Below are 12993 nucleotides of genomic sequence, written 5' to 3'. Positions count from 1 at the left end.
TTCATCGCCCTCCCATCATTCCTGCGCTCTGCCATTGCTGCCACATTAACGCTGAGATAAGCCCGGCAGCCGTTCGTTTACGATACGCCGCGGATACGAATGCATCGCCTTTGGGCTGCGCCTCCAGCACAACTTGCTCATACAGCTTATCCATCAGCTCGGGGCTCATCAGGGCATTGAGCAGCAGCTTCTCTGCGCCGTACAGACGATGCGGAACGGTCTGTCCCCCGCCAACGGCGATCCGGATTCGGCCGATCTCCCCGCTAGTAATATCGATGTCGCTGGTATAAGCTGCCGTTACGACGGATGGAGTAAACGCCTCGCGTCTGCCAATCTTCTGATAGACTTCCATTCTCCGCACAAGCGGGTTCGTATCCGGCAGCTGCATCTTCACCTGCGTCAATATACGGCCCTGCGGCGAAGTCCCTTCGCTTACACGCTCGAGCCACTGGATAAGCGGTTCACGCTGCACACTACGTCCATCATGCCAGAGCAGCTCAGCTTCACTGATCATTAGCGCCGGGAGGATATCTCCTGTCCTGCAAGCGATATTTCCCCCGATTGTTGCCGCATTCCGGATCGATGGCGCGGCGATGCCGGTCACTGCATGGACGATGCTCTTGTAATGCTCGCCTAGAAACGGGTCTCGCCGAAGCGTCGTTAGAGCGGTTAACGCGCCGATTGTGGTTTCCTTCGAGCTGACGGTGATCCCTTTCATCCCGGGGATACAGCTTAGATCAATCAGATGCCGCGGTTTGGCTGCTCCATTCTCCCACTGCGCGGAGAGCCAAGTGCCGCCGGAGATATACGTCGCTTCATCGCCATAGCTCTGCTTCAATCGCCAAGCTTCCACCGCGTCTATCGGATGCCAGACCGAAGGACCGTCTTGGGAGCCCTCATTGTCGGTAATGCTCATCGTTCGATCACCTCCTTACCCAAACGAACAATCGAATCAGAATCGTTGTTCCCGATAATAAGGTATGCCGAGCGCTTCAGGCGCACCGGACGGTTTGTTGCGGTTACGCCAGCCCAAAGCCATAAGAACGAGAATGGTGACGAGATACGGGATCATTTTCAGAAAATAAGAGGGGATTTCAACGCCAATGAGCTGCAGTCTAAAGCCGATTGTACTAAGCAAGCCGAAGAAATACGCGCAGAATAACGCACGAATAGGGTTCCATCTGGCAAATATAATGAGCGCAACGGCGATCCAGCCTCGTCCGGCCGTCATCCCCTCCGTCCAGGTCGGGGTATACACAAGCAGCAGGTCGGCGCCGGCAATCCCGATCAGCATCGAGCCCGCGATCACACAACCGTAGCGGAATGCATAGACTCGGATCCCCATCACATCCGCTGTCGCCGGACTGTCGCCCATCGCGCGCAGATGCAACCCCCAAGAGGTTCGATAGATATACACATGCATCGCGATAACAAGCAGGAAACTAAGCCATGTAACCAAATCCAAGCGGGCAAACAGATCACCGATCACCGGCATTTGCATAAGCCAAGTCAACCGAATCACAGGGACGGCATGAGCAATGGGAATACCGCTGATTCCTTTGCCCAGATAAGCACTTAGTCCTGAACCGAATAACGTCAGCGCAAGCCCGGTCACGATTTGGTTCGTTCGCAGCGAAATCGTAAAAGCCGCATGCAGCAAACCAAGAATAGCGCTAATTCCGATGACGGCCAGCATGGTGAGTGCCAGATTTGCGGTATGCAAATAGGTCAGCCCTGCCATCACAGCGCCGAGCAGCATCAATCCTTCCGCTCCTAACTGAATGATGCCGGAGCGTTCAATCAGAATTCCTCCAAGCGCTGCAATCAAGAGCGGCGTACCGGAGGAAATGGCGACCTGTATCAGCTGTATGATGGTATCCATAGGCATGGCACTCCCCCGTTACACGTTTCGTCGCAACCGCAATCGGCCAATGAAGCCCCCCGCTATGAGAAAAAACAAGATTGCGCCTTGCAGCATATTCGAAATCGATGATGGCAGGCCGATGGTTTGAACGCTGTAGCCGCCGACGATCAACCCGCCGAATAATACGGACGATACCACCAAGCCGAGCGGGTTCAGCTTAGCGAGCCATGCCACGATAATCGCTGTATACCCGTATCCCGGTGAAATTCCGTACATCAGTCGATGCGTAACGCCTGACACCTCGCTCATCCCGGCAATGCCGGCTAAGCCGCCGCTAATCAGCATGACAAGCAAGATATGTTTGCTCAGCGGAATTCCCGCATTTCTGGCCGCTTCCGGGTTTGCACCGATCACTCGAAGCTCATACCCCCATTTCGTATACCGAATGGTAATGGCGTACAGCGCCACTGCGATAAGTCCGATAATGAGTCCGGCATGGAGTCGTGTGCTGCCGAATACGGGCAATGTCTGTGCGGCGGTGAACATTGGTGTGCCGGGGAAGTTGAAGCCTTCCGGATCACGCCAAGGGCCGAATACCACGTAATCCAGTGCAAGCAGAGCAACATAATTCAGCATCAATGAGGTAATCAGCTCGTTGACACGAAAGTAAATGCGCGGCAGAGCCGTGAGTAAGCCCCATATTCCACCGGCAAGTATGCCGAACAGGGCCATTAAAGGGATAGAGACGTACATTGGCAATGTCGGAAAATAAACCGTGACTGCAGTTGCCGCAATAGCTCCTGCAGCAAACTGCCCTTCTGCTCCAATGTTCCAGAAGGAGATCCGATAAGCGATGGAAACGCCGATCCCGCATAGGAGGAGCGGTATTGCTTTAACAAGCGTTTCCGATAGGCCATACGAGGTGCCAAACGCACCGGTCACCATCTTCTTATATACGATGAGCGGGTTCATCCCATTCATGGCAATGAAGATGCCGCACACGATCAGTGCCAGAAGGATGGAAACAAGGACGATCCACCACGGATTCCGGACGGAATCTCCTCCCGGTTCCACTACGAGCCGGAGAGGAAACCTGCGCTTTGCTTCAACCTGCGGCGGCATTGTAAGATCGGCAACGGGATGGTCGTTCATATCACTTCCTCCCCTTCACCGCTCTCATCTGAGACTCCTGCCATATAAAGACCGATTCGCTCCCGCGTAGCTTCCTCCCGCTTCATTTCCCCAACAATGGCTCCTCGGCTTATGACAAGAATACGGTCAGACAGACGAAGCACCTCATCAAGGTCCTCTGAGATCAGAAGTACACTTCCACCTGAATCGCGAAGCTGAAACAACAACCGGTGCACACTGCTTGCAGCCCCTACATCCAAGCCTTGTGTCGGATGAACGGCAATCATCAGCTTCGGTGACTGATGGATTTCACGCGCGAATAGGAGCTTCTGCTGATTGCCGCCGGAGAGCTGACTGACGGGCGTATCCACATCAGGCGTTCTTACATCGAATTGCTCGATAAGCTGCTGCGACCAAGCCAGATTGCGTTTCATCCGCAGAAATCCAAGACTCGTCCGTTTACCGGAACGATAGGACTTCAATAACAGATTATCCGTAGCCCCCAAGCTTCCGGCCAACCCGCTGCGCATCCTGTTCTCGGGAATATGCGCAATACCGGCCTCGATGAAGTCTCTCACGGAAGTGGAACGCATATCCTTGCCTGCCATACGGATAGAGCCTCGAGTCGGATGGCGAAGTCCCGTCAGCACTTCAGCCAGTTCTTTCTGTCCATTGCCTGCGACTCCGGCGATACCGACGATTTCTCCTTCGTGTACTTGAAGCGTCAGCTCCTTGCACGCCACGCGGCCGTGATCGGCTATCACTTCAAGCTCTTGCGCGGAGAGCAGCAGCTCCCCGCGCACATTCATGGCTGAGCTATGGTGCATTTCGATGATCGCTTTACCAACCATCAGCTTCGCTAAATCTCGTTCATTCGTTTCGTTTGTTTCCATCGTGACGACCATCTTGCCTTTGCGCATGACGGAGATTCGATCGGAGGCTTGCATCACTTCACCCAGCTTATGCGTCGTCATAATGACGGTCTTGCCTTCCTTCCTCATCGCTTCGAGCGTCTGAAAGAGGAGCTCCGCCTCGCCCGGCGTGAGTACGGATGTCGGCTCATCCAAGACGATGATATCCGCTCCGCGATATAAGGTTTTCATAATTTCAACGCGCTGCTGCTCACCTACGGAGAGCTGCCAGATCGGACGATCGACATGGATCGCGAGGCCAAACCTTGTCGCGATGGCTTCAATCTCTTCCTGCTTCTTCTTCAACCACCCGGTACCTCGCCAGATGGAGGATTGCTCGCCGAGCACAATGTTCTCGGCAGCCGTCAATGTCGGAACAAGTCGGAAGTTCTGAAAAACCATCCCGATACCTTGCTTCAAGGCATCCTTCGGCGAACGAATTTTCACCTGCACGCCGCGCAGATAGATGGCGCCGCCGGTCGGCTGGTACACACCTGAGAGCATGCACATCAGGGTGCTCTTGCCAGCCCCGTTTTCCCCTAGCAGCGCGTGAATTTCGCCTGCGCTCGCCCGAAAGTCCACCTCGTCGCTCGCGATCACGCTTCCGAAGCGCTTCACAATGCCTCGCATTTCAACAGAGAAGCTTCCTTGCATGCTGAACCGCCTCCCGACGATTGACGATACAATTACTTCGGAATCGTACCTTCGACTCCTTTGACGAACCAGTCCATGGTCAGGATGGTATCCAAGCTCATCGTTTCGCCGGCTTTCAGCTTCTCTGTTCCGCTTGCATCAACAATCGGACCGGTAAACACTTGCAGCGATCCGTCCAGAACCTTCGCCTTCGCTTCCTCGACCAGCTTCTTTACGTCATCCGGAACCTTCGCCCCAAGCGGCGCGAGATCGACCATCCCATCTGCCATCGAGCCCATAAATTGTTCGTTCTTCCACGTTCCGTCCTGTACGGCTTTCACGATACTCGTGTAATACGGACCCCAGTTCCAGACGGGGTTGGTCAAATACGCATCCGGTGCATATTTGCTCATATCCGAGTCGTTGCCTCCTGCGAACGCACCGCGTTCAGCCGCCGCTTGAACGGTAGCTGGTGAATCTTGATAGGCCATCAATACATCCGCACCTTTGTCCAGCAAACTAATCGCTGCTTGGCGCTCCGTATTCGGGTCAAACCAAGTGTTGGACCATACGACATCGACCTTAATGTCCGGGTTCACGCTCAGAGCTCCTAACGCAAACGCGTTGATATTATAAATAACTTCCGGAATCGGAAAAGCGCCTACATATCCGAGATGATTCTTCTTCGTCACTTTACCCGCCGCAATGCCTGCCAGATAACTGGCTTCAAAGTTTTTCCCGAAATAAGTACCCATGTTGTCAGCTGTTTTGTAACCAGCCGTATGTTCGAAGATGACCTTCGGGAATTTCTTCGCCACGTTCAAGGTGTAATCCATGTAACCGAAGCTTGTTGTGAAGATAATATCGTGATTCTGCGCCAGCTCCGTAATGATTCGCTCCGCGTCCGCACTCTCCGGTACATTCTCTACCGTGTCAGCTTTAATGCCTGTCTGCTCCTCCATATACTTACGCCCTTGATCATGTTGAAACGTCCAGCCGCCATCCCCCGGCGGTCCGATGTAAACAAACGCGACACGAGGAGCTTTAGTTTCTGTTTCCGTAGTTGTCGTGTTCGCGCTTGTCGAAGTGTTTGAATCCGAATCTTCTGTCTTAGACGCGTTAGTAGAGGTTGATGTCTTATCTTCGTTGTTCTTGATGCTGCAGCCGGTCAGCACCATGACAAAAGCAAGAATGGCAGTCAAACCAAACGTCATTGCCCGGTTACGAAGTTTCATACCGTTCCTCCCCAAACCTATCTATATTCATCCCAGGTTCTGCCTGGGACGTAATTCCACTATAAGTCGGTGTCACTAATACGTCAACTTATATTACATAAACATAACTTACACATCACTTTGCTTTCAACTGCATCTGAGACCAAATCAACTTCGCTTTCTCCAGCTGTTCTTTCGTATCAATATCAATGAAAGCCCATTCCGCCGCATAGCGAACCACTTTCCCCCGATAATCCGGCGATTTCAGCAGCTTCCTCGCTCCCGCGTCCCCCTCTAGCTCGCACAGCAGCGGGAACATCGATTTGTTGAAAATCACCGGCGGACCCGCTATATCCCCATATCCACTGGCCACGTAATCTACTGACGGATCTTCTTGAAACACCGAAACAAGTCGTTTAAGCAGTGTCGCGTTAACAAACGGTTGATCCGCAAGCGCAATTAACACGGCATCCGGATTCTCCGGCTGCAGCGCTTGAATTCCGCTTCGGATGGAATGCGACATTCCGCCGTGCGCTTCTTTACAAGGCGTTATGCGATATTTAGGCAGCACACCGAGTCGTTCTCTGCGGTCATAGAGCCATAAGAGCGGATCATCCGGCCGTACAACTACCGTCAGCGGGTGAAACCCGCAGCTGCGCAGTTCCTGTAAACCTCGACTTCCCATTGTGATACCAGAGGCTAATTCGAGCGACAGCTTCGCCTCCCCCATCCGTTTGCTCGAACCTGCCGCGAGATAAATACTGCCTATCTTCATCCTAGTTTCGCCCCCTCTCCACTTCTTTTGCCGGCAAGCCGTGCAGAAGCACGTACCTCAATCAACTGTGCCGCTACACTAATTGCAATTTCCTCCGGGCCTTCTGCACGGATCGGCAGCCCCATTGGCGCATACAAATTCGCACTTCGATCTAACCCTTCAAGCAGCTTCGCTGCCCTCGAACTCGAACCCAAAAGTCCAATATAGCGCAGCCCTAGAGGAATTGACCGACTAAGCATCTCACGATCTTGGCGCATTTGATGGCTGCACACGATCAGATAGTCTTTGATTCCGAGTTGTAGTTGATCTGTTATCTCATGAGGAGTCCCCATTACAAACGCCACATCCATACAAGGATTAGTGTTATTCCCGCGCTCACCTTCATAATCGCGTTCACGCCAATCAGCGATGACGACGCGAAAACCAATTCCTACGGCTACCTTGGCAATTGCCGCAGCATCTTGGCCATCCCCGAATAGAATAAGCCGCGGCTTCGGCTCCCAAGTGCAGACGATGCTCCGTCCATGCTGCCAGGCATCCGTCTCGAAGGGAACTACTATATAGTCACTGCCAATTACAACGGCATCATCATCAACCAGCGTGAACTCAAATCGCACGCCATCCCACCGTCTGCTGAATGCAATCGTTTGCCCCTTCTGCAATCGACGTCCCGCTTCTCTGAGCAATCGCAGCAGTCCGTCATGCACAGACTCGAGCAGAACCGTTATTTCACCGCCGCAGCCAACGGTTTCTCCCCATATCGCATCCTCATCGGATCTCAGATTGTAACTAACCGTGACAGGCAAACCACTCACCAGCACATCCTCGACCCTCGCATGCAGATCATCTTCCAGACAGCCCGGACTTAAACTCCCGATCCTCCTGCCGTTAGCGAGAAACAGCATGGCCGCTCCTTCTTTGCGGTAAGAATGACCACTCACCCGAATAATCGTGGCCAGAACAGCCGACTCTTCGATTCGATGATCTGCCAGTTCGACTAATATTGGAGTCATATCCACCGCCGCCACCCCCTAAACCTAACATATAGGTTTCACGAAAGGAAACACCACCGCGCCTTAAATGTTATGTTATATAACATAATAGAATGCATGATCCATTTATTCAAGTGTTTAATGTAATGTTAATTTACATATTATATGCTAAAAAAACCTCCTCGCTGCACGTCCCAGACGTTGCAGCAAGAAGGTTTTAATGGGCTTATTCGATTGTTATTGCATATAAGGGTTCGGCTGCGAACCAAGCGAACTCTTCACTTGCGCCATCGCTTGCTGAATTTTCTGTTGAATGAGCTGAATTTGACGTTTCTGCGCATCCATTTGCATTTGCAGCTGATTCTCGGCAAGCTTCAACTCTCGCTCAATGTTGTACAGCTCCTGAACGACCTGCTGAACCTGTTGTGATTTCGGGTCCAGCCCTGCATTGCGCAGCGCCTGCTGCGCCTGCAGCTGCTCTTGCTGCTGTCTTTGCTTGATCTGCTCTTGGAACTGCTCGTAGCTAAGCTGTTGACTGTTCAAGTTCGATTGACCTTGCATCTCCATCGTGTGAGCCTCCTGTGCGGAATCCTTATTCCGCTTTAGATTGCCCCCTCATCGGCGTGATTATGTCATTTCGTACCAATCAGCGCTTTAGTCCACCGTCAAGACTGACGAGCTCCTCCACCATTTCATTCGAAATAGGTTGTTTTCCATAGCGCACGCTATGATAAGCGGCAAGCAGCGGATTCGCTTCAACAGCACCATTGTCTTTGCTCAGATCCGCGCCAATTTCATTCGGCGTCAGATGCGGCTTAAACGAATAGCCCTTCTTCACGAAGCTGCCCACCCAGCGGCGATACAAGTAACGAACACGCGCTTCGTTATTCGTAAGATCCTTCCACTTCAGCTTCTGCTCTTTGGAACGATTGCGCCACGAGGTGAACCGATTGCCGGTACTTCGGATTCGCTCGACTTCATCGACATAGCCGCTAGTCGTCCGTGCCGCATCCCTGCTGAACAGCTGTGCGAGTTTACTGCGGAGCAGCTTCAACCACTGCGGCAGTTCCTTCAGCTTGCGAAGCGCAAGCCAGAGCACGAATCCAACCATGATAGCTGCGATACCGTACAATATGATCTCTACCCAAAGCGGCAGCCCCTTCGATGCACCATCGATCGGCGGCATTTCAGGCATTTGCTGAGTTTCTGCTCCTGTTGGCGGAGTAGAGGATTTGTCCCCGCTTCCGCTCAACAAACCTCCGAGGAGATCCTTGACCTCTCGACCAAGAGCACCAAACATCGCCTGAAGCTGGTAACTGAGCACAATCAGCACGGATACCGCTGCTGCAACACCGACGAAGTACCGATTATGCCTGCGCACCGTATAGTCTACGTTCGGCTTGGCTTCTCCGGACAACGTTTCTCGGCTAACCGTACTGCGATTCGTCTGAAACAGCGTCAAACCCAGCGTCAGCAATCCTGCTATCAGATAGAAGGTATGATAGTCGTCGAAGCCCTCTTTAAACTGATATACGACCGATCCGGCAAAATAAAACGAAGTCCCCATCACATACGTTCGCGGCAAATGACGCAATAACGGATGCGTGATCGCGTAAGCCGAACCCCGGAACAGCGCAGCTGTCACATACAGAAACGGAACAATCGCGTCCACTGTCAAACCGAATAGCAAGAAACAACTTACGGCCGCAAGGATTGCAGCAAGTACGCTTCTGCCAAACGAATGCGCAAACTTTACCAGTAAGTTGAGGCCGCAACCGACCATATAACCAGCGAGCAGCAGAAGCATCATAGCAGGCAAAGGTACTTCAAATTGCGGTTTCCATACATAAACAGCGAGGTAAATCGGCATGAACAACAATAATTCGATCAAGCCTGAACCGAATAACGAGAAGATGGCCCGCATCACGTTCCCTTTCGTAGTCGAAGCACTCATCCGGCAGCGACCTCCACTCCCGCAATCGGCAGCCAATCAACAGAATGGCCGTCATTGCGAAGCTTTGCCATTTCTCGTTCTATAGGATCGCTCATGAAAGCTGAAATGATGACAACATCGCAGCGTTCCTCCCACTGGGACCTGAGCTGCTCCACCATCGCATCGAAAGGCTGCGTACGCACGATAACAAGCTTCGCGAGCTGACCGTACAAATGCGTCAAGTGCTCGCTTCCGCTTCCTCGCTCCACCTTCATCACCGTTCCCGGATGATCAAGCTCATGGCCATTGCTCACAAAGGCCGTTTCCACGCCTTGCTCCGTTGCGTACTGAAGAATCGCTGCCGCATAACGAATACCTTCCTCTATGAGAGCCGGGTTATTCACCGCTTCCCACATCCCGGCATGATCCTCAACATTGAGCAGAACGATAAGTCGGTAATCCGCCGTATAGTCGCGGCGGTGGACCTGCATCGAACCCGTGCGCGCAGTCGCGCTCCAATTGATCATTTTGAAAGAATCGCCCGGACGGTACTCCCGAACCCCGCTGATGTAAAAGGGATCTTCCACGATCCATCTGCGCACCGCGATATCCCCTTGCCAGCTCCTAGAAGGAAGCTGGATCAGCGAACAATCAGCAGGCTGCGGGTACACGAGCAGTTCCACTTCAAGCGGCACTGACCGCCACGAGCTGAACATCCCGAACAGATCGCCAAACGTCAGCGAAGCGCTGGTCAGCCGGTAACAGCCCCTCGATGCCGCCAGAACCGTATGGCGTCGCTTCAACTGTTTATTGCCCATAAGGCTGAATAAGCTGCGATGATTCTGATAGAACTGTCCGTGGCTGACTGCGAAATTGGTATCGCTTTCGAATTTCAATCCGGTGTGCAGCAAGGATTCAACCCGAAGCCATGGCACAGGCACAAATTTACGATTCGCTAACCGCTCCACCATCTCAATGCGGTCACCTTCAAAGCAAGTCGCCACACTGAACGTACGCGAGTATGTCACGCCTTTCATCCCGAAGTAGCGGAAAAGATACCGCTGCACCGCGATGACGAATAGCGCGCTTAGAATATACCAATGAATGCCCATCCTTCATCTCCCTCCTCGGCCGACTTCCTTAAGTCCTGCCGACAAGCGGTGAATCCGCTGGCACCGAGACGGATGCAAGAATACTGCCGATAACCTGCTCCGCTGCTTCAGGACGCATCCGCTGCACGCTTCGCAGGGCGATACGGTGTGCCAGCACCGGTACTGCCATAGCTTTCACATCATCCGGCAGAACATAGTCTCTGCCCTTGATAGCCGCATGCGCTTGGCAGGCACGCAGCAGCGCCTGACTGCTTCGCGGGCTTGCGCCGAGAGCCGCATCCGGATGTACCCGGGTCGCTTCTACGATCGCAAGCATATAGCCAAGCAGCTCCTCGCTCACTTGAATGCTCGTATACAGCCCCTTGGCCGCCTCGATTTCTTCCGCGCCGATAACCGGCTCCAGCTGCTCCAGCGGGCTATCCGCCATAAACCGCTTCATAATGGAGATGCCTTCCTCCGTCGTCGGGTAGCCCATCTTAATCTTGAAGAGGAAGCGGTCAAGCTGTGCCTCCGGCAGCGGAAACGTACCCTGCTGCTCGATTGGATTCTGCGTCGCAATGACAAGAAACGGACGACCAAGCGTATGCGTCGTTCCATCGATGCTTACCTGCCGCTCTTCCATACACTCCAGCAAGCTGGACTGCGTACGGGGTGTCGCTCGGTTAATTTCATCTGCCAGCACGATGTTCGCGAAGAGCGGACCTGGACGAAACTCGAATTCCCCGACTTTCTGATTATAGAAGTGAATGCCCGTCAGGTCAGACGGGAGCAAATCCGGCGTAAATTGAATCCGTTTGAACGCGCCGTCTATCGACTTGGCAAGTGCTTTAGCGAGCAGCGTCTTCCCTGTCCCCGGTACGTCCTCCAGCAGCACATGGCCGGATGTTAGAATGGCGATAATTAATTTGTCGACGATATCTTCTTTCCCTACGATGACTTTACTGACATTGGAACGAATTCGATCTGCCGTTTGACTGATTTTACTTAAACTCATCCTGCCTGCTCCTCTCGTTTTCCAGCGAATGGAAGTACATCCTCTCAAGTATACCCCCATTCTAGTAGAGAGGCTAGACCCGATTGAAGATGACTAGCGAAGCTCCGAGCGTCCTCTCATGTAGGGACGAAGTACCAGCGGGATATTAATCGAACCATCCTCGCGCTGATGATTCTCGAGAAGCGGAATGAGAATTCGCGGCGTGGCGACCATCGTATTGTTTAGCGTGTACGCGTATTGCGGTTTGCCGTTCTCATCCATATAGCGGATATTCGAGCGCCGCGCCTGAAAGTCCAGCAGCAGCGAAGCCGAATGCGTCTCCCCATAGCTGCCGCGGCTCGGCATCCAAGTCTCGATATCGTACTGCTTATAATTCTTCTGCGACATGTCGCCGGCGCACACCGAAACCACTCGATACGGCAGCTCGAGAAGCTGCAGCAGCTCCTCGCTCATCGCTGTCATTTGCTCCAGCAGCGATAACGCCAGCGGAAGATTCGCTTCACACAACACAACCTGCTCCACTTTCGCAAATTGATGAACACGGTAGAGACCTTGTACATCGCGGCCTGCCGATCCAACCTCGCTGCGATAACAGGGGCTGACAGCCCCAAGCCGCTTCGGGGTAGTGAGATCCACGAGTTCCCCGCTGTAATACGAGATAAGCGGCACCTCCGACGTCCCGATCAGCCACTTATCCTCGCCTTGGATGCCGAAGGTCTGATCCCGATTCGCCGGAAAATAGCCCGACGAAACGAGCGTTTCCTCCTTCACCATAGCAGGTACATCCATCAGCTCAAACCCTTTGTCCATCAGCATGTCGAGTGCGAGCTGTTGAACAGCCCGATGCAATTGCAGCCCATGATTGGCCAGCACATATTGCCGGGTACCGCCGATCTTTACCCCGCGCGCAAAATCAACCATCCCCAGTCGTTGCCCGATTTCCACATGGCTTTGTGGCAGGAATGTCGCAAAGTCGGGAATGTCCCCAACTCTACGCAGCTCAACATTGTCCTCATCGCTGGCGCCTACCGGAGTATCCGCCGACGTCAGATTAGGGACGCGCAGCATAAGATCCTCGTATCGGAACATCGTCTGCCGATACTGCGCCTCCGTTTGCTTAAGCTGCTGCAGCAGCTCCGTCGTTTCCAGTTTCAACGGTGCCGCTTCTTCCTTACGGCCTTCCAGCATCAGCTGCTCAATCGCCTTCGAGCGTCTGTTTCTTTCCGCACGAAGCGTTTCCGTTAATTGAAGCAGCTCCCGCCTGCGGTCATCCACCGAGAGGAGCTCTTCAATCGATATCGAAATCTTCTTCCAATCTGCGGCTTGTTGATACGCCTTCGCTTGCTGTCTGATCACTGTGATGTTTAACATGGTTAGCACTCCCTTTGATTCCTATTGTCGCTGGGACAAACAAAAATACGCGTTCCTTTTGTC

General features: G+C 53.1%; 12 protein-coding genes. All 12 read right to left on the bottom strand.

Going from position 1 to position 12993, the window contains the following annotated elements; genetic code table 11:
* Position 1: 1 nt before the first annotated feature.
* The gene (locus tag AC0YN4_RS01170; protein ID WP_475834899.1) at positions 2-916 is read right to left on the bottom strand and encodes an FAD binding domain-containing protein; all 915 of its coding nucleotides are present in this window, start codon (positions 914-916) and stop codon (positions 2-4) included.
* 36 nt (positions 917-952) lie between these two features.
* Positions 953-1882, bottom strand: coding sequence for an ABC transporter permease (locus AC0YN4_RS01165; protein ID WP_475780641.1), 930 nt, complete (start codon positions 1880-1882; stop codon positions 953-955).
* Positions 1883-1900: 18 nt separating this feature from the next.
* Positions 1901-3016, bottom strand: a complete 1116-nt coding sequence (locus AC0YN4_RS01160) for an ABC transporter permease (protein WP_475834898.1) — start codon at positions 3014-3016, stop codon at positions 1901-1903.
* The gene (locus AC0YN4_RS01155; RefSeq protein WP_475834897.1) at positions 3013-4560 is read right to left on the bottom strand and encodes an ABC transporter ATP-binding protein; all 1548 of its coding nucleotides are present in this window, start codon (positions 4558-4560) and stop codon (positions 3013-3015) included. Before AC0YN4_RS01155 ends, AC0YN4_RS01160 begins: the two co-directional genes overlap by 4 nt.
* Before the next feature lie 32 nt (positions 4561-4592).
* A complete protein-coding gene (locus tag AC0YN4_RS01150; RefSeq protein WP_475834896.1) occupies positions 4593-5774 on the bottom strand; it encodes a BMP family ABC transporter substrate-binding protein in 1182 nt (393 codons plus the stop codon).
* 115 nt (positions 5775-5889) lie between these two features.
* Complete coding sequence (locus AC0YN4_RS01145) at positions 5890-6528, bottom strand: nucleotidyltransferase family protein (RefSeq protein ID WP_475780637.1); 639 nt, start codon at positions 6526-6528, stop codon at positions 5890-5892.
* Positions 6525-7541, bottom strand: coding sequence for an XdhC family protein (locus AC0YN4_RS01140; protein ID WP_475781007.1), 1017 nt, complete (start codon positions 7539-7541; stop codon positions 6525-6527). Before AC0YN4_RS01140 ends, AC0YN4_RS01145 begins: the two co-directional genes overlap by 4 nt.
* Positions 7542-7757: 216 nt before the next feature.
* Positions 7758-8087 (bottom strand): hypothetical protein, encoded by a 330-nt coding sequence (locus AC0YN4_RS01135; protein WP_475780636.1) that lies wholly within the window; start codon positions 8085-8087, stop codon positions 7758-7760.
* Positions 8088-8166: 79 nt separating this feature from the next.
* On the bottom strand, positions 8167-9474 hold the full coding sequence (locus AC0YN4_RS01130; RefSeq protein ID WP_475834895.1) for a DUF4129 domain-containing protein: 1308 nt from the start codon (positions 9472-9474) through the stop codon (positions 8167-8169).
* Positions 9471-10565 (bottom strand): DUF58 domain-containing protein, encoded by a 1095-nt coding sequence (locus AC0YN4_RS01125; protein WP_475834894.1) that lies wholly within the window; start codon positions 10563-10565, stop codon positions 9471-9473. The genes AC0YN4_RS01130 and AC0YN4_RS01125 overlap by 4 nt, the downstream gene beginning before the upstream one ends.
* Before the next feature lie 28 nt (positions 10566-10593).
* Positions 10594-11559, bottom strand: a complete 966-nt coding sequence (locus tag AC0YN4_RS01120; RefSeq protein WP_475780633.1) for an AAA family ATPase — start codon at positions 11557-11559, stop codon at positions 10594-10596.
* A gap of 93 nt (positions 11560-11652) precedes the next feature.
* Positions 11653-12930, bottom strand: coding sequence for a serine--tRNA ligase (gene serS / locus AC0YN4_RS01115; RefSeq protein WP_475834893.1), 1278 nt, complete (start codon positions 12928-12930; stop codon positions 11653-11655).
* Positions 12931-12993: the final 63 nt, after the last annotated feature.

It is taken from the genome of Paenibacillus sp. J22R3, from assembly GCF_056269305.1.
Note: the sequence above shows the minus strand (reverse complement) of the source record. Positions and strands in the feature narration are given on the sequence as shown.